The sequence below is a fragment of the Streptomyces sp. 11x1 genome (assembly GCF_032598905.1).
In the GTDB taxonomy this organism is placed as follows: domain Bacteria; phylum Actinomycetota; class Actinomycetes; order Streptomycetales; family Streptomycetaceae; genus Streptomyces.
Genome location: NZ_CP122458.1, coordinates 7,399,622 through 7,420,669 on the forward strand (window position 1 = coordinate 7,399,622; position 21,048 = coordinate 7,420,669).

At 69.0% G+C, this 21,048-nt stretch carries 14 protein-coding genes; 3 read left to right on the forward strand and 11 right to left on the reverse strand.

The features are described from left to right. Nucleotides 1-177: 177 nt before the first annotated feature. Both P8T65_RS32515 and P8T65_RS32520 read left to right on the forward strand, forming a co-directional pair. On the forward strand, nt 178-4,755 hold the full coding sequence (locus P8T65_RS32515) for an aminotransferase class I/II-fold pyridoxal phosphate-dependent enzyme (RefSeq protein ID WP_316728757.1): 4,578 nt from the start codon (nt 178-180) through the stop codon (nt 4,753-4,755). Next, a complete protein-coding gene (locus P8T65_RS32520; RefSeq protein WP_316728758.1) occupies nt 4,752-5,588 on the forward strand; it encodes a class I SAM-dependent methyltransferase in 837 nt (278 codons plus the stop codon). Before P8T65_RS32515 ends, P8T65_RS32520 begins: the two co-directional genes overlap by 4 nt. Here the strand turns inward: P8T65_RS32520 and P8T65_RS32525 are convergent. The 4 genes from P8T65_RS32525 to P8T65_RS32540 form a co-directional block, all read right to left on the reverse strand. Beyond that, the gene (locus P8T65_RS32525; RefSeq protein ID WP_316728759.1) at nt 5,500-7,344 is read right to left on the reverse strand and encodes a glycoside hydrolase family 15 protein; all 1,845 of its coding nucleotides are present in this window, start codon (nt 7,342-7,344) and stop codon (nt 5,500-5,502) included. The two genes, P8T65_RS32520 and P8T65_RS32525, sit on opposite strands and share 89 nt — an antisense overlap. Before the next feature lie 89 nt (nt 7,345-7,433). Then, nucleotides 7,434-8,714: an MFS transporter gene (locus P8T65_RS32530; RefSeq protein WP_316728760.1), complete on the reverse strand. Its 1,281-nt coding sequence runs from the start codon at nt 8,712-8,714 to the stop codon at nt 7,434-7,436. A 428-nt stretch (nt 8,715-9,142) separates the two neighbouring features. Continuing rightward, a complete protein-coding gene (locus P8T65_RS32535; protein ID WP_316728761.1) occupies nt 9,143-9,874 on the reverse strand; it encodes an alpha/beta hydrolase in 732 nt (243 codons plus the stop codon). A 383-nt stretch (nt 9,875-10,257) separates the two neighbouring features. Continuing rightward, on the reverse strand, nt 10,258-10,779 hold the full coding sequence (locus tag P8T65_RS32540; RefSeq protein ID WP_316728762.1) for an ATP-binding protein: 522 nt from the start codon (nt 10,777-10,779) through the stop codon (nt 10,258-10,260). A gap of 201 nt (nt 10,780-10,980) precedes the next feature. On the opposite strand from P8T65_RS32540, the gene P8T65_RS32545 reads away from it, so the two are divergent. After that, nucleotides 10,981-11,115, forward strand: coding sequence for a hypothetical protein (locus P8T65_RS32545; protein ID WP_316728763.1), 135 nt, complete (start codon nt 10,981-10,983; stop codon nt 11,113-11,115). Here P8T65_RS32545 and P8T65_RS32550 read toward each other — a convergent pair. The 7 genes from P8T65_RS32550 to mmsA all read right to left on the reverse strand — a co-directional run bounded on the left by P8T65_RS32550 (nt 11,100) and on the right by mmsA (nt 21,018). Then, nucleotides 11,100-11,840 (reverse strand): SDR family oxidoreductase, encoded by a 741-nt coding sequence (locus P8T65_RS32550; protein ID WP_316728765.1) that lies wholly within the window; start codon nt 11,838-11,840, stop codon nt 11,100-11,102. The genes P8T65_RS32545 and P8T65_RS32550 overlap by 16 nt on opposite strands. Nucleotides 11,841-11,966: 126 nt before the next feature. Beyond that, on the reverse strand, nt 11,967-13,514 hold the full coding sequence (locus P8T65_RS32555; RefSeq protein WP_316728766.1) for a BTAD domain-containing putative transcriptional regulator: 1,548 nt from the start codon (nt 13,512-13,514) through the stop codon (nt 11,967-11,969). 113 nt (nt 13,515-13,627) lie between these two features. After that, nucleotides 13,628-14,887, reverse strand: coding sequence for an extracellular solute-binding protein (locus P8T65_RS32560; RefSeq protein ID WP_316728767.1), 1,260 nt, complete (start codon nt 14,885-14,887; stop codon nt 13,628-13,630). Between the two features lie 361 nt (nt 14,888-15,248). Further along, the gene (locus P8T65_RS32565) at nt 15,249-16,910 is read right to left on the reverse strand and encodes a histidinol-phosphate transaminase (RefSeq protein ID WP_316728768.1); all 1,662 of its coding nucleotides are present in this window, start codon (nt 16,908-16,910) and stop codon (nt 15,249-15,251) included. Nucleotides 16,911-17,098: 188 nt separating this feature from the next. Then, nucleotides 17,099-18,175, reverse strand: a complete 1,077-nt coding sequence (locus tag P8T65_RS32570) for an aldose epimerase family protein (protein WP_316731806.1) — start codon at nt 18,173-18,175, stop codon at nt 17,099-17,101. A gap of 51 nt (nt 18,176-18,226) precedes the next feature. After that, a complete protein-coding gene (mmsB, locus tag P8T65_RS32575; protein WP_316728769.1) occupies nt 18,227-19,471 on the reverse strand; it encodes a multiple monosaccharide ABC transporter permease in 1,245 nt (414 codons plus the stop codon). Continuing rightward, nucleotides 19,468-21,018 (reverse strand): multiple monosaccharide ABC transporter ATP-binding protein, encoded by a 1,551-nt coding sequence (gene mmsA / locus P8T65_RS32580; RefSeq protein ID WP_230211934.1) that lies wholly within the window; start codon nt 21,016-21,018, stop codon nt 19,468-19,470. The genes mmsB and mmsA overlap by 4 nt, the downstream gene beginning before the upstream one ends. Nucleotides 21,019-21,048: the final 30 nt, after the last annotated feature.

Below are 21,048 nucleotides of genomic sequence, written 5' to 3' on the forward strand. Positions count from 1 at the left end.
CCCGGCATGCGCACCGGGCCTGGCGTGCCTAGTCTCGAACCAGGGTTGCAGCGACTGCCAGGGCGCCACGGGTGCCTCTCGGCGAGTCCCCTGGCCAGCCGCCTGCGGTCTCCTCCGCCCGCGGCGGGCGGAGGAGACCCGCCTGCCTGTCCCCGCCCGCGTGAGGAGGCGGTTTCCTTGACGCGGTTCCACCGGTTGACGGCTTGCTATCTCTCACTCGTGGTCCCGCTCACGGTTCTGTACCTGACCTACCCGAGTCGGCGTACGACCATCTGGGCCCTCATCGGGCTCGCCGGTGTCGCCGCCATCATGGTGGGCCTTCACCTCAACCGACCGGCCCGTCGCTGGCCGTGGCTGGCGCTCGCCGCCGCGAACCTCGCCTTCACCGCGGGCGACACCGTGTACAACGTCCTCAACAGCTTCTTCGACCAGAACAACCCCTTCCCCTCGGTGGCGGACGCCTTCTACCTGTCCACCTATCCTCTGTTCGCGGCGGGGCTCATCGGTTTCGTCCACTACCGATGGCCGGGAAGGGACCTGCCGAGCCTGCTGGACGCGCTGATTCTCACCGCCGGTCTGGCCGTCCTCCTCTGGGTCAACCTGATCGGGCCGCTGAGCCAGGCGGAGGGAATGTCCTGGATACAGCGCGCGATCTCGATCGCCTATCCGCTCGGCGACGTGGTGATGCTGATGGTGCTCGCCCGTCTGCTCGCCTCGGGAGTCGCCATCACGCCCAGTGTGCTGCTGCTCACCCTGGGAACCCTGGGCATCCTCGCGTCCGACGTGCTCTACGGCCTGCTGCAGCTGAAGGGCACCTGGCAGGTCGGTACCCCCATGGACCTGGGATGGGTGGTGTTCTTCACCGCGTGGGGTCTCGCCGCGCTCCATCCGTCCATGCGTGACCTGACCGAGCAGGTGCCCCAGCGCGGTTCGCCCGAGTCCCCGCCCAAGCACCGACTCACGTTGCTCGCGGTCGCCTCGCTCGTCGCGCCCGGTGTTCTGCTCTATCAGGCCCTGCGCGGCGAGGTCAGTGACGCGGGCGTCATCGCCGTGTTCTCCACCGCCCTGTTCCTCCTTGTCATTCTGCGGCTCGCGGGCGTGGTGGGAGTCCACCGCCAGGCCCTGGCCAGGGAACGTGGCCTGCGCGTCGCCTCCGCCGCACTGCTGACGGCGGTCAGGCCGCGCGAGGTGGCCGACTCCGTCGAGAAGGCGGTGAACGCGCTGTTCGGGCCCGGCGCACCGCACCGGACGGTCCTGCTGGCCGTGGAGGGGGACACGGGGCTGTACGCCGTGCGCACGCAGGCCCAGGCGCTGAACTGGAGGGTCAGCCGAGCCGACGGCGCCGGACCCGACCTGCTCTTCGGGCTCAGCGGTCACGAGACCCGGCTGGTGCCACTCGGGGCACTCGAACGGCGCGTGGTCGGCGATCTGGACGACGTGCACAGCGCTCTGCTGTGCCCCCTCGCCCTGCCGGACCGGGTGACCGGGGATCCTCTCGTCGGAGCCCTGTTCGTGGCAGGCCCCGAGGACAAACTGATGGAGCTGTGGAGTTCGCTCGAGATCCTGGCCTCCCAGGCGGCGCTGGCGATGGAGCGGGTGGGACTGAGCCAGGAGGTGAACCGCCGCAACGGCGAAGCGTACTTCCGCACGCTGGTGCACAACGCCTCGGACGTGATCCTCATCCTGGACGACGACAACGCCGTCCGGTACGCGAGCCCGTCGGCCGACGGCATGTTCGGACACGACAGCCTCCTCGGCACGACGTTCACCGCGCTGGTCGATCCGCAGGACCGGGAGTCGGCATGCCGGGCGCTGGCGGACATGCGGGCCACGGGTGACCAGGACATGCACGAGGACTGGAGGGTGCTGAGCCTCGACGGACGGCGCATCGACGTCGAGGCCCGGTGCAGCAACCTGCGTGAGGAGCAGACAGTCCACGGACTCGTCCTCACACTGCGGGACGTGACCGATCAGCGTCAGCTGGAGCGCGAACTCACGCGCCACGCGTTCCACGACTCGCTGACCGGCCTGCCCAACCGCATGCTTCTCCTGGAGCGTATAGAGCGGGCACTGACGCGTGCCCGCCGGGAGTCGACCATCGCCTGCGTTCTCTTCATCGACCTGGACGACTTCAAGGTCGTCAATGACACGTTGGGCCACACGGTGGGGGACGAACTCCTGGCCGCGGTGGGGGAGCGGCTCGCCTCGACGCTGCGGCGCAGCGACACCGCGGCCCGCCTGGGCGGCGACGAGTTCGCGGTGCTGATGGAGGGGGCGAAGGAACCGCTCGACGCGGAGGTGCTGGCCAGCCAGGTCATCCAGAGTCTCAACCAGTCGTTCCGGCTGTCCGACGGCGTCGTCAGCGTGTCGGCCAGCGTGGGCATAGCCACCGCACTCGACAGCGCGGGCGCGGAGGATCTGCTCGGACACGCCGACCTCGCCCTCTACGAGGCCAAGTCCGCGGGGAAGCGGCAGTGGCGCAGATACCAGCCGGCCCTCCACGCCGCCATGCTGGAACGTCACGAACTCCAGGCCAGCCTGGACACCGCGGTCTCGGAGGAGAGTTTCACCCTGCGCTACCAGCCCATCGTCGACCTCCGCGACGGCCAGGTCGTCGGCTTCGAGGCGCTGGTCCGTTGGCCGCATCCGCAGCGGGGTCTGGTACCACCGCACGAGTTCATCAGGCTCGCCGAGGAAACCGGACACATCATGCCGCTCGGTGCCTGGGTACTGGAGCGTGCCACGGCGGACCTCACCCGGTGGCAGCGGGCGGTGCCCCGGCCGGTCCCGCTCTGCGTCAACGTCAATGTCTCAGCACGCCAGTTCCGGGACCCGGGATTCCTGGACGAGGTGGGTCGCGCACTGGACAGCGGTGGTCTGGCGCCGGGCTCGGTGGTGCTGGAACTGACCGAAAGCGTCCTGATGCGCAGGGACGAACAGATGCAGGGCGTCATGAGGGTTCTGAAAGACCTCGGCGTCAGTATTGCGATCGACGACTTCGGCACGGGATTCTCGTCACTGAGTTATCTCAGGGAATTCCCGATCGATGTACTCAAGATCGACAAATCCTTCATCGACGACATAGGCGTGGACACCCAGCAGGTGGCACTCGTCGACGGGATCGTCCGCATCGCCGACACGCTCGGCCTCCAGGTCACAGCCGAAGGCATCGAGGATCTGGAACAGAGCGAGTTGCTGGCCGCCATGGGCTGCCGTTTCGGGCAGGGCTATCTGTTCGCCCGCCCGATGACGGCGGACCAGGCGGAGGCGCTGCTGCTCGGCCGGACACAGCACCGGACCGCCGGTCTGGTCGACAGGACGGCCCGAAGGGCGCCGCAGCGTCCGAGCGGCCTTCCGCCCGGATCTCGGGCCGTCGGCCGGAAGTCTCCGCAGGCCGCCCCCAGGGGGAACGGGAATGAGGAAAGAATGCGCGAAGCGCCCTCGGAAGCACAAGGCGTGCCCTCGGAAGCACAAGGCGTGCCCTCGGAAGCACAAGGCGTGCCCTCGGAAGCACGAGGCGTACGGCACGATCCGAGATGGGGAGACCTCGAACGCCTCCGCCAGATCAGCCCCATGAGCGACGCGGTCCTGGACGAGGTCGACGGACGACGGATTCGCTGCGGTGACCGTTGGCTCACCGATTTCGCGTCCTGCAACTACCTGGGCTTCGACTTCGACCCGGAGATCATGGCGTCGATCGAGCCGCAGGTGAGGAAATGGGGCACCCACCCCAGCTGGTCACGGATGATCGGCAGCCCGCAGCTCTACCCGCAGATCGAGGAGAGGCTCACAGAACTCCTCGGCGCACCGGACACCCTGGTCCTCCCCACGATCACCCTGATCCACGCGTCGGTGATCCCCGCCCTGGCCGGGGAGGACGGGCACGTCTTCGTCGAGGCGGAGGCACACCGCACGGTGTACGACGGCTGCCTGGCCGCCCGTGGACAGGGCGCGACCATGCGGCGGTTCCGTGCCGACCGACCCGACCAGCTCAGGGACCTGCTGCGGGCCGTGCCGCCGAAGTCCGCCCGACTGGTGTGCCTGGACGGCGTCAACAGCATGACGGGAAACATGCCCGACCTGGGCGAGATCGCCGGGCTGTGCCGGGACTTCGGCGCGACACTCTACGTCGACGACGCGCACGGATTCGGCATCATCGGCGAACGCGGCCCCGATGAGACGTCCCCCTACGGATCGCGCGGAAACGGCATCGTGCGCCATCTCGGCGAGACCTACGACGACATCGTTCTCGTCGGCGGCTTCTCCAAGGCGTACTCCTCGCTCCTCGCCTTCGTCGCCCTGCCCACCTGGCTCAAGGAACATCTCAAGGTCGCCGCCGCGCCGTATCTCTACTCCGGGCCTTCACCGACCGCCTCCCTCGCCACGGTGCTGGCCGGTTTCGAGGTCAACGAACGGCGCGGGGACGCCATTCGCGCCGACCTCCACCGCAAGACGGCCCTCGTCCTGAACCATGTGCACCGGCTGGGCCTCGCCACCCCCAACGTCTCCGGGCTGCCCATCATCGAGCTCCCGCTCGCCCACCCCTCCGACATCGACGCGGTCGCGCTCTTCCTCTGGGACAGGGGCATCTATGTCACGCTGGCGGCGTATCCCCTTGTTCCCCGCCACCGTGTCGGGTTCCGTATCCAGGTGACGGCGCTGAACACCGACGAGGACATCGGCCGGCTCAACGACGCGCTGACCGCCCTGACCGAGCGGTTCGAATTCCAGCCCGGGACAGCGGGGCACGCATGAGCGGCCCACCCTCCGCCCGGCGTCGGCGACCGACCCGCACCCGGGACGTGGACTGGGACACCTGGCCGGTCCAGGAGTACCTGGCCGAGAACTACCGCGAGCTCCATCCCTGCGATGCCGCCGTGATCAGACACCACTCGGGCTTCTACCGGCAGTTCGCCCCGCGGTCCATCGACCGTTCCCTCGAATTCGGTGCGGGGCCGAACCTGTACCCACTGATGCTGGCCGCCGCCGCCAGCCGCCGCATCGAAGCAGTCGAGCTGGGTGCCGGCAACGTCGCCTATCTGGCCCGTCAGCTCGATGACGGACCCGACGAGAGCTGGCAGGCGTTCTACGCGCTGTGCCGTCGGCTGGACCCCGCGCTGCCGCCCGCGCTGAGCGAGGCGCTGTCCCGGGTGCACATCGTGCACGGCGACGCGCGATCCGTCCCGCGCGGGACCTACGGCCTCGCCTCCATGAACTTCGTGGCCGAGAGCGTCACCGAGGACCCGGACGAGTTCTCCGAGTTCTGCCGCTCCTTCGCCATGTCCGTGCGTCCGGGCGGTCATCTCGTCGCCTCCTTCATGGAGAACATGCCGAGTTACCGCATAGGGGTGACGTCGCGCTGGCCGGGCTGCCCGGTGGACCGGGCGGTCGTGCACCGGGTCTTCGCCCCCCACACCGAGCGGCTCACGCTCACCCGCATCGACGCGGACCCCAGCCTGCCCGACTACGGAGACACCGGCATGGTCCTGATGCGAGCCGTCAGAACTCGGCAGTCACCTCCCACGGAGCGCGGTACCGCGTGCTCACCGACGCGCCACCCGGAGAGTCCAGTGACTTCCCCAGACTGAAAGCGCTGTCGACCAGGGCGATGTGACTGAACGCCTGAGGAGTGTTCCCGAGCTGCCGGCGGCGCTCCGGGTCCCACTGCTCGGACAGCAGACCCACGTCGTTGCGGATGTCGAGGACCCTCTCGAACCTCTCGCACGCCTCCTGGGGACGACCGGTCGCGGCGAGCGCGTCGGCGAACCACAGCGAACACGCGACGAACGTCCCCTCGGGCCCGTGCAGCCCGTCCACGCCGTGCATCCCCTGCCGGATGTGGGCGTACCGGCGGAGGAACCCGTGGTCCTCCAGTGACCTGATCGCCTCCACGGTCCCCAGCACCCTCTCGTCGTGCGCGGGGAGAAAGCCGAGCTTCGGGATCAGCAGGGCCGAGGCGTCCAGCGCCCGGGAGCCGTAGGACTGCACGAACGTTTGCTGTCGGTCGTCCCAACCCTCCCGGCACACCTCTTGGTGCACCGCACGGCGCATGTCCCGCCAGCGTCCCACCGAACCGTCTCTCTTCAGCATGAGCGCCATGCGCACAGCGCGGTCGGCGGCGACCCAGGCCATCACCTTCGAATAGACGAAATGACGCCTGGGCCCGCGTACCTCCCACACGCCCTCGTCGGGCTCACGCCAGTGCTCACCGAGGTAGCTCAGCAGCGAGTTCACCAGGCTCCACATGTGGTGCTGGATGGGGATGCCCGCGCGCAGCGCGAGATGGAGAGTGTCCAGCACTTCGCCGTAGACGTCCAACTGGAGCTGGTTCACGGCCGCGTTGCCGAAACGGACAGGTTGTGAGCCCTGGTATCCGGGCAGCCACACGGCCTCCGACTCCTGGAGCCGGCGTTGTCCGGCCAAGCCGTAGAGCGCCTGCAGATCCGCCGGATCGCCCGCGATGCTCCGCAGCAGCCAGGCCAGCCACGCCACCGCCTCGTCCCGGAACCCGCTGCGCAGCAGACAGGACAGGGTGAGGGTGGAGTCGCGGAGCCAGCAGAACCGGTAGTCCCAGTTGCGTTCACCTCCGACACATTCCGGCAGGGAGGTCGTCGGCGCCGCGACGATACCGCCCGTGGGCGCGTAGGTGAGCGCCTTGAGCGTGATCAGGGAGCGCACCACCGCCTCGCGCCAGGGCCCCCGGTAACGGCACTTGGCCGTCCAGTCCTCCCAGAAGTCGATGGTGCCGCGCAGCGCGGCATGCGGGTCACCCCGGCCGGGCATGGGCAGATGGGAAGGCGACCAGATGAGCATCAGGGCCAGGTGCTCGCCCGCGGAGACGCGGAAGTCGAAGAACGTGCGGTCGCCTTCCGTGTGGACACGCACCTGCTGATCGGCGCCCAGCCATACGGAGTCGGGGCCGGCCACCGCGATGGTGTACGTCTCGGTGGCGCGCGTCCACGGCACCACCCGCCCGTGGTGGAAACGCAGTCTCAGCTCTCCTCGCATGTGGACCGTTCCCGCGAGGCCTTCGACGCGTCGCACCAGGCAGGGCGAACCGGTGCGCGGCGGCATGAAGTCCGTGACCTTCACGGCACCCGAGACGGCTTCCCAGAAGGAGTCCAGCACCAGGGTGTCTCCCCGGTACGCCCTGCGATTGCAGGTTCCCGCCCCTGCGGGGGCGAGCCGCCAGTACCCGTTGTCCCGCGTACCGAGCAGTGCCGCGAAACAGGCGGGCGAGTCGAAACGGGGAAGACACAGCCAGTCCACCGACCCGTCCCGGCCGACGAGGGCCGCCGTCTGCAGGTCGCCGATGATGGCGTAGTCCTCGATCAGCCTGGCCATGAGGGGACATCGCCGTAACCTCTTGATGTCACGGTGACAATTCTAGGATCGACGCCGGCAGGCCGCATCCGAGCCCCGGCGCCTTCCGTTCATGAGGGGTCCCTCTCCTGGTCGCGGCCGCGGTCACGTTCCACGGCACGTACGCCCGGCAGATAGAGGAAGGCCAGGGTGACCACCGCGCCGATGACACCGGCGCCGACAAAGGTGGCGCGCACTCCGACGGCCGCGGCGACGGGAGCCGCAAGGGCGTACGAGAGAGGCAGGAGCGCGAGTGAGACGAACCAGTCGACGCTGGACACGCGGCCCAGCAGCGCGGCGGGTACCAGTCGCTGCTTCGCCGTGGCCCAGGCGACGATCCCGGCCGTCTCCAGCCCGTTGACCACGGCGCAGGTGAGGGCGAGCTGCCAGCTGCTGGTGGCGAGGCCGTATCCGGCGACCCCCAGGGTAGCGAAGCTCCAGGTCCAGTACATGAAGGTGATGAACCGACCGGGCAGTCCTGCCTGCCCTACGATCACCGCAGCGAGGATGGCACTCACACCGCCGCTGGTGAGCACCAGCCCCAGCTCCGTCGCCGACCCGTGCAACACGTGTTTGACCATGTACGGCAACAGGACCTCGGTCGGGCCGAGGAAGAGCAGGTAGGCGAAGGTGGCCGACATGAAGGTAGCCCAGAGCCAGGCGTTGGCCCGGACAAAGCTCAGGCCTGCGCGCAGGTCCTTCCACAGCGAGGCCCGCTCCTGGTCGACGTCGGGGGGCAGAGGACGGAGACAGGCCAGACACACGGCGGAGAAGGCGAAGGTGAGGGCGTCGAACCCGAAGGCCCAGCCGGGACCCACTCCCGCGACGAGCCCGCCGCCGAGGGCGGTGCCGCCGATCTGCACGGCTGTCGGCCGGACGAACTGATCAAGGGCATTGGCGCCCACCAGCTCCGACCTGGGAACGAGAGTGGGCACAGTGGCGTCGAACGCCGGCGGGAAGAACCCGGATGCCGCGCCGTACACCGCGACCACGCAGATCACCTGCCACAGTCGCAGGCCACCGGTCAGCGCGAGGACCGCCAGCGTCGCCAGGCACGCACCACGGACCAGATCGCTGGAGATCATCACCTTGCGACGGTCGCAGCGGTCACTGACGACTCCGCCCACCAGCACGAGCGCGATCTGCGGGAGGGCCAGGGCCACGCCGACGACGGACATCGCGCTGGGGCTGCCGGAGAGCGTGTAGACCTGCCATGCGAGCGTGACGAGCAGCACTCCGTCGCCCAGCAGCGAGACACTCATTCCGATCCAGAGAATCCGGAAGTCGCGGTGGGCCAGCGGCGTCAGCAGCCGCACTCGACGGGTGCGTCCCGCGGAGTCGAGGATTCTCATTCAGGTCCTCGGGCCCGGAGGACCAGGGCGACCGTCCGCTCGGACCACGGGTTCCTCCATCCTCGCGCCGAGCTCACCGGAGGTCGGGCGTGTCGGCGCATGCACGATATCCGGAGCAAAGTGATGTAGGGGTCAGCGACATACATATCGGATGCTCAGTCGCGGGGACGGGTGTGGGCCGAGAAGCGCGCCGTGCCGGCAGGATCCGCTGGAGTCGACCGTAGGGCAGGCTGCCCCGCCGGTCCGGGAGATGCTGTTCGGCCGTGGCAGGATTCGAACGCCTACGCAAACGCGTGCTGCCGGCCTGACCGGGCGTCACCAAGGCCTCGCCGCCGGTGCACACCACTGACCCGGCGCCTCTGCGGATGCTTCGCAGCAGACGCGCCGATCGGGATCCGGTTCCGATCGGCGCGTGGCGGGCCGTGGACTCAGCCGAGGTGTCGGGCGAAGAATTTCAAGCCGCTCTCCAGCTCGGATGCCGGGAGTTCCCCGTGCTTGCCGGGGCTGGCGTGCAATGTCTTCTCGGCCGACGCCAAGGCGTCGAACAGCGCCAAGCTCTGAGCTCGCGGCACCCGCTCATCGTCCCACTGCATCAAGAACTCCACCGGAACGGTGATCCGTGCGGCGACCTCGGCCGACGCCGGCGCCCCGCCGAGGCCCAGTACCGCCGCGCGGACCCGCGTTTCGGCAGCGACGAACGGAACACCGAGTCCGCATCCCAGCGAGACTCCCCAGTAGCCCACCGGGCCGGCGCCTACGTGCTCGAGTTGCTGAACCGCGTCCAGGACCGCCCGCCATTCCGGCACGGTCTGGCGGGCCACGAGCGCCTGGAAGCCGGCGATCAGCGGGGCCAATTCTTCACCGGCTGCCACGCGAGCCTGGTTCTCAGACGCGATCCGGTCGTACTCCTCGACCTTCGGCCGGTCGCCGTGAGCGGGAACGTCGACCGCCACGACCGCGAAACCGCCGCCGGTCACGAAGCGGCGTGCACGAGCCAGGATGTCAGGGGCCTTCTTGTGCTGACCGCCACCGTGTCCTATCAAGACGAGCGGACGAGGGGCGACGGCCTCTTCCGGCGTCCACAACACGCCAGGAATATCGCCGAGGGTGAAGAGCTGTTCGCGGACGCCGTCGGACGACGTCTCAGAGATGAAGCGCATAGCGATTCATGCCTTTCGGGATGCCTCTGCGGGCAACTCCCTAGGCCATGCGAGGGAGGGAGGCCCGACCTGTCAAAGCGTTGATCGGTCTCACCTCCTCAGTTCGCAGCAGTGCACGGCGACAGGAACGTATCACGAAGGACTCCACCCCAGCCTGGACGGCGATGCCGACCGGCCGGGCGAACTGACGCTCAGGCGAACCGAGTTGGGGCAGACGCGGCCAACTCGCCACGGTTCCATGGCAGTCTCTCCAGCATCGCGGAGGCCGCTGCGAACGGCTTGCCAGCGCCGAGGGAGACCAGGTGGGCGGACGACTGGTGCCGCAGTTCCCGAGTGTGTTCGGGGAAAGTTCTGGATCCTAGCTCGGCATCGGGATCGTTGCTCTACCCCAACCGCATCGCCAGCGTCACTTCCGTGCCCGTGCCCGTGCCCGCCTCCGCCCCCGCCCTGTCCGTCGTCACCGTCAGGCGGTCGGTGACCAGGTGGGCGAGCCAGAGGCCGCGGCCGGGGCAGGTGCCGGTGAGGCCGGGGAGTTCCGGGATGGCGGGGGTGAAGCCGGGGCCGTCGTCGGTGATGCGGCACTCCAACTCGTGCGGGAGCAGGCGCAGTTCGAGGCGGCCTTGACCGCCGGCGTGCTCGACCGCGTTGGCCGCGATCTCGCTGACCGCGAGCGTGAACTCACCGAGCCGTACGCCGCCCAGGCCCGCCGCCGCGGCCGTGTCCTCGACCTGGGCCCGCACCTGGGGCAGGTTCTCTCCGGTGAAGTGGCGTTTCAGTAGCAGCGTCGCGCGAGGAAGGGCGGGGGCCTCGCCGCCCGCTCCGCCGGTCGTGAGGGCTCCGCCGCTTCTCTCCCCGCCCGGCATCACGGCCGCCTCCTCTCGATGGGTGTCGATGGGTACGGGCACGGGGCGCCGGGAGTCAAAGGCGAACTGCCGCACATCGCCCACGCTAGCCGTGCTCGCCCGATGAGTACCCAGCGGATCGAGAGGACATCGCGCCTGGTCGCAACCGTATGAATTCGATCGGATGGTGATCGAATTCGCCCGGCCTCGGTTGATCGGTTTCCGTCTGTCGATCAGTAGAGGGGGCCTTCGGTCATCTCCTTCGTGAGGGTGCAGACGGCCGCGGCGGCCACGGGGGTGGTGTTCCCCGTGGCCGCCGCGCTGGTGGGGGCTTCAGGCGTGGTGGCGGCGCCGACGGCCAGGGTGGCGGCCTGGTCGACGCCTCAGGTCGCGATGTAGCCGCCGTCGGCGAGGAGCACCGCACCGGTGATGTAGGCGGCCCTGTCGGAGGCCAGGAACGCCACCGCCTCGGCGATCTCCTCGGGCTCGCCGGCCCGGGTGAGCGGCGTGCTCTGGCTGAACGCCTCGAACATCTCGCCCACCGTGTCGACGGCCATGTCGGTACGGATCGGACCGGGTGCCACGGAGTTGACGCGTACGCCCGCCGCACCGAACTCGACGGCCCACGATCGGGTCAGTGCGTCCATCGCGGCCTTGGAGGCGTTGTACACGGAGCCCACGGCGGTGCCGATCTGCCCGGCGATCGACGACACGTTGACGATCGCACCCTTCTTCCTCGCCACCATGGCCGGCACGAGCGCGGCCGTCAGGAAGTAGGTCGCGCGGACGTTGACGTCGAATATCTGCTCGTAGTCGTGGAGCGACTGCTCGGGGGTCGGCGAGGACGGGAAGATGCCCGCGTTGTTCACGAGCACGTCCACCTCGCCGACCTCCGCGGCGAGCCTGCGGACCTCGTCGAGGTTCGCGACGTCCGCGACGAGGAAGTGGCCCGTGCCGCCCGCCTGCTCGATCAGCTCGACGGTCTCCTTGCCGAGTTCAGCTCTGCGCCCGGTCACATAGACGGTGGCACCCGCCTCCGCGAGCTTGACCGCGATCGCGCGGCCGATGCCCGAGGTGGCGCCGGTGACGAGTGCCTTCTTGCCCTGAAATTCCTTGGTTGACATGTCTGCAAACGTGGCCCCGCAGGATCGTCGGCGCATAAATTCCGTATATACCGACTGGTCAGGGCGTGCGGAAGGAAGCGGCCCGGTCTCGACGTGCTGCGCCTCGCCTCGCCCCTCACTCGCCCCTCAGCCGACCGGCGCCGGTGTACTCAGCGCGAAGTACGCGAAGTAGAAGCGCACGAACCGCGGCAACCGGTAGCGGCCGAGCACGAACGGCTCGATGAGGTGGACCCCCGCGAGCGACTCCAGCACCCGCTCGATCTCACCGGGGTCGGACCCGGACATCCGTGCCGCCTCGTGGCAGTCGATCACCTCGGTGTCCTGGCGCGCGAAACAGCTGAGCAGGTGCCGTTCGGGATCGGTGAGATCCTGATCGGCCGCGATCATCGGGGCCAGCATCGCGGTGCAGTCGGACGGTAGCGCGTCGGCGGACTTGCCCTCCCGCCGCATCTGCAGCAGAAACATCTCGACCGTCCAGTGGGGGCGCGAGCCTAGCCTGCCGCCGACCACCCTGATCGGGGCCGGCAGCCGCGAGAGATGTTCCAGCAGTACCTCGACGTGCTCGGGTTCCGCGTCCGCGCGCGCCGGTCCGATGGTCCTGCGGAAGAACTCCCGCGCCTCCTGCCCGCTCAGCCCGGCGATCTGCACCCAGCTCACCCCAGGCAGTTCGTGCAGCCGGCGGACGCTCGTGAGGATCATCGCCGAGCCGGGCGTGGCCAGATCGCGCACGGAAGCCGCGTCCCGGACGTCGTCGACCACGACGAGGAACCGCTTGCCGCGCGCCTTCTCCCGCCACAGCGTGGCCTTGTCGCCGACGGGGTGCTCCACACCGACCGCCCGCAACAGCTCACCGGCGACGTCCCCGCCCCTGACGAAGATCTGCCCGTCCGGGAAGCGGCCCTTCACGAGATGGCCGATCCGGGTGGCCAGCACGGTCCTGCCGCTGCCCCGCATACCGGTGATGCCCACGGTGCCCGGCAGCGTCCGCAGTGCCTGCGCGATCTCCTCGGCGCGGCCGGTGAAGTCGATCAGGTCCGGCGGAAGCTGCTCCGGCCTGTGCGGCGGGGTGAGGTCGCCGCTGAGGATCTGCGCGTGGACCGTGCGCAGCTCAGGACCCGGTTCGAGACCGAGCTCCTCGCGGAGGAGAGCGCGTGCCCGGTGGAAGTGGTCGAGTGCCTCGCCCTGCCTGCCCTCCAGGTAGAGCGCGCGCATCAGGAGGGCGCGGGGACGCTCCCTGAGGGGGAAGGCGGAGACATGAGCCTGTAGCTGAAGCACGTCGAACTCGCGTTCCAGGCAGTCCTCACGCGCTTTGAGCCGGTGGTCGCCGAGCCGCACCCGCTGCGCGTCGAAGTAGGCACTCCGCAGGCCCTCCAGGGGTTCGCCGTCGCAGCCGTCGACGATCTCCGCGCGGGCCGTGTACCCGCCGTCCCTGGTCCTCAGGTCCAACTCCGGAAGCGCCTTGCGGATCTTGTACACGTACGTCCGCAACGCCATGACCGCGCTCGGTGTCGGGTCGTCCCAGACCATGCCGATCAGCTGGTCGTTGCTCAGCCGGACGCCGTTGTTCAGCAGCAACGCCGCGAGCACCGAACGCTGTTGGCGCGGTCCCAGCTCGATCTCCTCCTCGTCGCGCCATGCTCGTACCGGACCCATCAGCGAGAATCGCAGGCTCATGCGACAGTGCAACGCGCACGCGGATCGCCAGCTTCCCCGCGCTCTCCGCACTGTGCCACGGCTCCGAGGCGCCTCTCCGCGCCAGGACAACCGCCAGTGCCGTACCGGCCCTCCTACCGCGCCGTCTTCGCGATCGACTCCAGCACCTCTTGGGGGTTCCCGTCCGGGGTCACCGCCTTGCCGATGCGGCGGCGGATCTCCGTGACCACCTCGGACCAGTTGGTCTCGGCGACGGGGTAGAGGCGGAGGTTCTGCAGGGTGTCCAGGCCGTTCCACAGGGGCTTGTGGGCCTTGTCGGAGCGCATCGCGTCGGCGGCGGACGTGGTGACGGGCAGCAGTTCGTACTGGGCGGCCTGCTCGGTCACGTACTTGTCGGAGTAGAGGAAGTCGAGGAACTCGCCGATGGCGGCCCGGTGGTCGTCGTTGCGGAAGGCGACGACCCAGTCCGCGGTGCCCATCGTCGGCGTGCTGTCGCCGTCGCGGCTCGGCAGTGGTACGGCGCCGTAGGGCACGGAGTCGGAGGAGTCGTCGATCTGGCGGATCAGCGACAGCGGCGCGTTGACCATGGCCGCCTCACCGGTGAGGAACGCGTCGACCGCCTCGGACCGGTTCAGCTCGCCGGGCGGGACCGGTCCGGTGAGGCCCTCGCCGATCAGGTTCTCCTTCAGCCAGGTCAGCGTCGCCACATTGGCGGCGGACGCGATGTCGTAGCGGTTGGTGGAGTCGGTGTAGCCGCCCTCGCCGGCCAGCAGCCACGTCAGCGTCTCGGCCTCCGCCTCCTCCGGGCCGAGCGGCACGGCGATCGGGTACTTCACGCCCCGCGCCTTCAACACCCGTGTGTCGGCGACGAGTTCGTCCCACGTCGTCGGCGGCTCCAGGCCCGCCGCCGCGAACAGGTCCTTGTTGTAGTAGAGCAGCCGGGTGCTCGCGGTGAAGGGCATGCCGTACTGGGCGCGGTCCATCTCCCCGGCGTTCGCAAGGCTCCGTACGAAGGACGCCTGGACCGGGACCGACAGCACCTCGTCGGCGCTGTAGAGGAGGTCGCGCGCGGCGTACTCGGAGTAGCTGTCCGTCTGCACGATGTCCGGTGCCTCGCCCCGCTCGACGAGTTCCGCGACCTTCTCGTCGACCACGTCCGGGTCGTGGACCTGGACGTTCACCTCGATGCCCGGGTGCTCGGCGCCGAATGCGAGTGCCACCCGGTCCCAGTAGCCCTCGGAGTTCTTGCGGACGCTGTCGCCGTAGTTGGTCGCGACGACCGTCAGGGACACCGTCCCCGACTCCGCGTCCGCGTCGCCGCCGCAGCCGGACAGTCCGGCTGCGAGTCCCAGTGCGGCCGTGACCGCCACGATCGTCCGGGCGTTGTGGCGCACGGTCCACCCACTTCCAGCTTCCGTCCGGCTTCCAGCCGTGTCCGAGACGCGCGAGTACAGGAGACGCGCGAGTACAGCAGACTTGCGAGTACAGGAGTTGTGATCGGGCTTGATCGTATGGTGTGTGCCGGTGCGTACGGGCCCGTGGGCGTTGCGTTTTGATTCCGACGGTGTGACGGAGAGCGGCGAACTGCCCGAGATGACCCACCGGCGACAGGAAGTACGGAATCGGCGGTCCCGCCGTTCACTCACCCGGCGGGGCGGTAGACCGGCAGACGCCCCCGACAGGAGCCCGTGCGGGGCCTGTCGGGGGCGTCTGCCGGTGCGATCGATCGATCGGTCCGTCCGGGAGGGCCGAGCCTCACCCCACCTGGTTGTACACCGCTCCCGCCGTCGGCCACCCCTGCGGCTCCTCCAGGGGCTCCGGCTGGGTGCGGCCGCGTACCTGGGCGGCGGTGAGGCCCTGGGCCGCGCCCATGGCGCGGCGGCCCTGAGCGCCGGTCGCGAGACCCGGCATACCGGTCTGGGCGACGGGCTGGAGCCCGGGGGCCGGCATGGCGGCCCCCGGTGCGGCGGGCATCGGGGCCTGCATGGGCACCGGCGTCGGCATGGGAGCCGGCGCGGGCACCGGGGCCGGGGCCGGGAACTGCATGGGGGCGGGTGCCGGGGACGGGAACTGCGGGGAGGCGGCGGCGGGCATCGGGGCCGGCGCCGGCGCGGGTGCGGGTGCGGGCGCCGGGGACGCGAACTGCATGGAGGACGCGGGGGCCGGGGTCGGCATGCTCATCGCCTGCGCGGCGAGGTTCTGCATGCCGGTCCCGCTGGTCTCGCCCATCAGCCGGTCCACGGCCGCCGTACCCGAGCTGTAGCTGGTCCCGGTGCTCAGCTCAGGTACGGCGGCTCCCCTCCTGGACCCGTAGAGAACCGACTCCAGGCCGGACACCAGGCGACGCACGTCGACCTGGGGCCGGACCACGAGTCGCAGGAAGCGACTGGACGAGCCGACCTTGTTGCCGCACTCGCGGACCAGGATCCGGTGCTCGGTGAGCAGCCGGTCGCGGACCACGGTGCCCTCGGCGCCCACGGGCAGACGCACGAAGAGGAAGTTCCCCTGCGACGGGTAGACCGTCAGCCCGGGGAGGGCGGAGAGCTGGCGGGCCATGTCCAGCCGGTCCCGGCGGACCTGGTGCAGGCTCTCCATGTATTCGGCGCCGTGGTTCTTCAGCATGAACACCACGTGCTCGGCGAAGGCGTTGAGGTTCCACTTCGGCAGCATCGAGCGGATCTTCCCGGCGAGCGCCGGGTTGGCGACCAGGTAGCCGAAGCGGATGCCGTGCAGGCCGAAGTTCTTGCCGAGGCTGCGCAGCACGACCACGTTGGGCCGCATGACCGCGTCCTGGACCGTGGACGGCTCGGACTCGGCGTCGGCGAACTCCAGGAAGGACTCGTCGATGACGATCAGGTCCAGGTCGGCCATCGCGTCCATGAACTGCACGAGCGCGTGCCGGTGGAGGAAGCCGCCGTCGGGGTTGTTGGGGTTGCAGATGACGGCGACCCTGGTGCCGCGGGCCCGGATGAACTCGGCGTACTGCGCGAGGTCGAGGGCGAAACCGCTGGACTCCTGGAGCGGGAACATGTCGACCCGCTTGCCGGTCTCCATGGGCTGGTCGGTCCAGCGGCCGAAGGTGGGGACGGGGACGGCGAGGGACTCCCGGACGAGCAGGTGGTCGATCCAGGTGATGAGTTCGGTCGAGCCGTTGCCCATCGCCACGCACTGCGGCGGCAGTTGGAGCAGGTTGCACAGTTCGGCCGTGATGGTGTCGGCGCTGCTCGGGTAGTACGTGATGATGTCACGCAGCTTGCCGGCCATGTCGTCGAACATGGCCGGGGTGGGGAAGTAGGGGTTGCAGGGGATACAGAAGTCCACCGGACCCACCCCGTCGCCGCCCTCACGTGTCAGCGCAGCCATCGAGGGGCTGTGCGCCGCAGTGCTGCGGAACAACGAGGTGACGTTGTCGGCCATGGAACCTCCGTAGGGGGCGGACCCGTTGGGGACGACCGGGCCCGACGACTAAGGGCGGCCCGCGCGGGGGAGCACGGGCCGCCCCTACATACGCGTGCTGGGGTGGCGCTGTTCAACCACTGAGAGTCCCGTGGGAAATTGTGAGCGCGCTGTGAAGATCTTACCGAAGATTCTGCGTCATGTTCGCGTCACGAAAACGCGTGCACGGTCGTCGACCGGTAGGTCTCCCCGGGCCGCAGCACGGTCGACGGGTACGAGGGCTTGTTCGGCGAGTCGGGGAAGTGCTGGGTCTCCAGGCACAGTGCGTCCCCTTGCCGGTAGATCCTCCCGGAGGGTCCGACGAGCGTGCCGTCGAGGAAGTTCCCGGAGTAGAACTGCAGCCCCGGCTCGGTCGTGGAGACCGTCAGGGTGCGGCCGGACGCCGGGTCGGTGAGGGTGGCGGCCCACTCCGGCTCCGCCGTGACTCCCTTGTCGAGCACCCAGTTGTGGTCGAAGCCCTTGGCGTACAGCAGCTGGGGGTCGGCCGCGCGGAGGTCCTCGGCGATCGTCTTGCCCGTGCGGAAGTCGAAGGGGGTGCCCGCGACCCCGGCCGGCTCACCGAGGGGGATCAGACCGGGGTCGACGGGGGTGTAGCGACCGGCGGCGATGGTCAGCCGGTGGTCGCCGACCGAGCCGCTGCCCTCGCCCGCGAGGTTCCAGTACACGTGGTGGGTGAGGTTGACGACCGTGGCCCGGTCGGTGCTGGCCTCGTAGTCGATACGCCACTCGCCCCGCGCGGTGAGCGTGTACGTCACCCTCACGTCGAGCGTGCCCGGGTAGCCCATGTCCCCGTCGGCGCTCGTGTGGGTCAGGTACAGCCCGACCTCCGAGTCCCGCTCGAACGGCTCGACCTCCCACACGACCTTGTCGAAGCCCCCCGCGCCCCCGTGCAGGCTGTTGGCGCCGTCGTTGACGGACAGCTCGTACGTCGTGCCGTCCAGCGTGAAGCGACCCTCGCCGAGACGGTTGCCGTACCGGCCGATCAGCGCTCCGAAGTACGGGGAGTCGGCGACGTACTCCTCGACGGTGCCGAACCCGAGGGAGACGTTCGCGTACCGGCCCTCGGCGTCCGGGACCTCCAACGACTGCACGATCCCGCCGTACGACAGGACCTTCAGCCTCGTGCCGCCGTTCTCCAGCGACCAGCGGTGGATCTCGGTCCCGTCGGCGAGCTTGCCGAAGACTTCCTTCACGGGTGACGCCCCACTTCCCTGTTCTTCTTCCATGGTCACGAAAAAAGGGGCCCCGCCTTTCGGCGAGGCCCCCCTTCCGGTGTGTCAGGAACCGCTCTTGCGCTTGTTCCACACGTCGAAGCCGACGGCCGCCAGCAGGGCCAGGCCCTTGATGACCTGCTGCCAGTCGGTGCCGACGCTGAGAAGGTTCATACCGTTGTTCAGCACGCCGAGGACGAGACCACCGATGATCGCGCCGAGGACGGTGCCGACACCACCGCTCATGGACGCGCCGCCGATGAACGCCGAGGCGATGGCTTCCAGCTCGTAGCTCAGACCCGCCTTCGGCGAGGCCGCGTTGAGCCGGGCGGCGATCGCCAGACCGGCCAGGGCCGCGAGCACGCCCATGTTGACGAAGACCAGGAACGTGACCTTCCTGTCCTTCACACCGGAGAGCTTCGCGGCCGGCAGGTTGCCGCCGATCGCGTAGATGTGCCGGCCGAAGACCGCGTTGCGCATCAGGTAGCCGTAGCCGACGACCAGCGCGCCCAGCACCAGCAGGATGATCGGCGCGCCCTTGTAGCTGGCCAGCAGCATGGTGACGGTGAGCAGCGCGGCCGAGATGGCGACCAGCTTGAGCAGGAAGATGTTGCGCGGCGTCACGTCGAGGGCGAACTCCTGCTGGCGCTTGCGGTCACGCACCTCCTGGATGACCACGAAGGCGATCAGAGTGAAGCCCAGCAGCAGGGTGATGTTGTGGTAGTTGGTCGCGGGACCGGCCTCGGGCAGGAAGCCGTTGCCCATCTTCTGCAGGCCGTCGGGGAACGGGCCAAGGGTCTGGCCCTCCAGCAGGATCTCTGTGACACCGCGGAAGACGAGCATGCCGGCGAGGGTCACGATGAACGACGGTATGCCGAGATACGCGATGAAGAACCCTTGTGCCGCGCCCGCGGCCGCGCCCGCCATCAGACAGAGCACCACGGCGAGCGGCCACGGTATGTCGTGCTGCACCGTCAGCACCGCCGCGAAGGCGCCCACGAAGGCCGTGAGCGAACCGACCGACAGGTCGATGTGGCCCGCGACGATCACCAGCATCATGCCGATCGCGAGGATCAGGATGTAGCTGTTCTGCAGGACCAGGTTGGAGACGTTGCGCGGCAGCAGCAGGTCGCCGTCGGTCAGGATCGCGAAGAAGGCGACGATCAGGCCGAGGGCGATCAGCATGCCGTACTGCCGCATGTTGCGGCGCATACCGTCCAGCATCAGCTGCAACAGGCCGCCGCCCGTGGCCGATCCGGTGCCGCCCGGCGGCGCCGGGGCCGGGCTCTTGGCGGTCACATCCGTGCTCATCGGGTTACCTCTTTGTCCTTCGTCATCTGGCGCATCAGCGATTCCTGCGTGGCCTCGGCACGCGAGAACTCGCCTGTCAGCCGCCCCGCGGCCATCGTGTAGATGCGGTCGCACATCCCGAGGAGCTCCGGCAGCTCGGAGGAGATGAAGACGACCGCCTTGCCCTCGGCGGCCAGCTTGTCGATCACCGTGTAGATCTCGTACTTGGCGCCGACGTCGATGCCACGCGTCGGCTCGTCCAGGATCAGCACGTCCGGACCGGCGAAGATCCACTTGCTGAGGACGACCTTCTGCTGGTTGCCGCCGGACAGCTTGCCCACCGGCTCGAACACCGTCGGGGCCTTGATGTTCATGGTCTTGCGGTAGCGCTCGGCGACCTGGCGTTCCTCGTGCTCGTCGACGACGCCCCGCTTGGCGACCTTGTTCAGGGCGGTCAGCGAGATGTTCCGGTTGATCGTGTCGATCAGGTTGAGGCCGTAGTGCTTGCGGTCCTCGGTCACGTACGCGATGCCGTGCTTGACCGCCTCGGCGACCGACTTCGTACGGATCTCGGTGCCGTCCTTGAGGACCGTGCCGCCCGCGTAGCGGCCGTAGGTCCGGCCGAAGACGCTCATCGCGAGCTCCGTGCGACCGGCGCCCATGAGGCCCGCGATCCCGACGATCTCCCCGCGCCGCACGCTGATCGACACATCGTCGACGACCTTGCGCTGCTGGTCGATGGGGTGGAGCACGGTCCAGTCGCGGATCTCCAGGGCGGGTGCCGCGCCCACCTCCGGCTCGTGCGGGGTGCGCTCGGGGAAGCGGTTGTCGAGGTCGCGGCCCACCATGCCGCTGATGATCCGGTCCTCGGTGGTCTCCTCGGCCTTGACGTCGAGGGTCTCGATCGACTTCCCGTCGCGGATGATCGTCACCGAGTCGGCGACCTTGCGGATCTCGTTGAGCTTGTGGGAGATGATGATCGAGGTGATGCCCTGCTTCTTCAACTCCAGGATGAGGTCGAGGAGTTTGCCGCTGTCCTCGTCGTTCAGGGCGGCGGTCGGCTCGTCCAGGATGAGCAGTTTCACCTTCTTGGACAGCGCCTTGGCGATCTCCACCAGCTGCTGCTTTCCCACACCGATGTCGGCGACCCGGGTCTCCGGGTGGTCGTCGAGACCGACCCTGCGCAGCAGTTGGCTCGCGTGCCGCAGGGTCTCCCGCCAGTCGATGAACCCGCCCTTGGCGTGCTCGTTGCCGAGGAAGATGTTCTCCGCCAGGGAGAGGTACGGCGACAGCGCCAGCTCCTGGTGGATGATGACGATGCCGCGCTGCTCGCTCGCGCGGATGTCCTTGAACTCGCAGACCTCTCCCTCGAAGAGGATCTCGCCCTCGTAGCTGCCGTGCGGATGGACGCCGGAGAGCACCTTCATCAAGGTGGACTTTCCGGCGCCGTTCTCACCGCAGATGGCGTGGACCTCGCCCTGGCGGACGGTCAGGGTGACGTCCGACAGCGCTTTGACGCCGGGAAAGGTCTTGACGATCGAGCGCATTTCCAGGACGGGTCCCGCCATGGTCGTGCCTTCCAATCCGTTGGTGCCGGC

Bases quoted from the DNA above. Each gene is read 5' to 3' on its own strand.
- P8T65_RS32565 (WP_316728768.1), bottom strand. From the start codon at position 16,910: ATGGCCGACAACGTCACCTCGTTGTTCCGCAGCACTGCGGCGCACAGC.
- P8T65_RS32570 (WP_316731806.1), bottom strand. From the start codon at position 18,175: ATGGAAGAAGAACAGGGAAGTGGGGCGTCACCCGTGAAGGAAGTCTTC.
- P8T65_RS32555 (WP_316728766.1), bottom strand. From the start codon at position 13,514: ATGAGCCTGCGATTCTCGCTGATGGGTCCGGTACGAGCATGGCGCGAC.
- P8T65_RS32520 (WP_316728758.1), top strand. From the start codon at position 4,752: ATGAGCGGCCCACCCTCCGCCCGGCGTCGGCGACCGACCCGCACCCGG.
- P8T65_RS32525 (WP_316728759.1), bottom strand. From the start codon at position 7,344: ATGGCCAGGCTGATCGAGGACTACGCCATCATCGGCGACCTGCAGACG.
- mmsA (WP_230211934.1), bottom strand. From the start codon at position 21,018: ATGGCGGGACCCGTCCTGGAAATGCGCTCGATCGTCAAGACCTTTCCC.
- P8T65_RS32530 (WP_316728760.1), bottom strand. From the start codon at position 8,714: ATGAGAATCCTCGACTCCGCGGGACGCACCCGTCGAGTGCGGCTGCTG.
- mmsB (WP_316728769.1), bottom strand. From the start codon at position 19,471: ATGAGCACGGATGTGACCGCCAAGAGCCCGGCCCCGGCGCCGCCGGGC.
- P8T65_RS32535 (WP_316728761.1), bottom strand. From the start codon at position 9,874: ATGCGCTTCATCTCTGAGACGTCGTCCGACGGCGTCCGCGAACAGCTC.
- P8T65_RS32550 (WP_316728765.1), bottom strand. From the start codon at position 11,840: ATGTCAACCAAGGAATTTCAGGGCAAGAAGGCACTCGTCACCGGCGCC.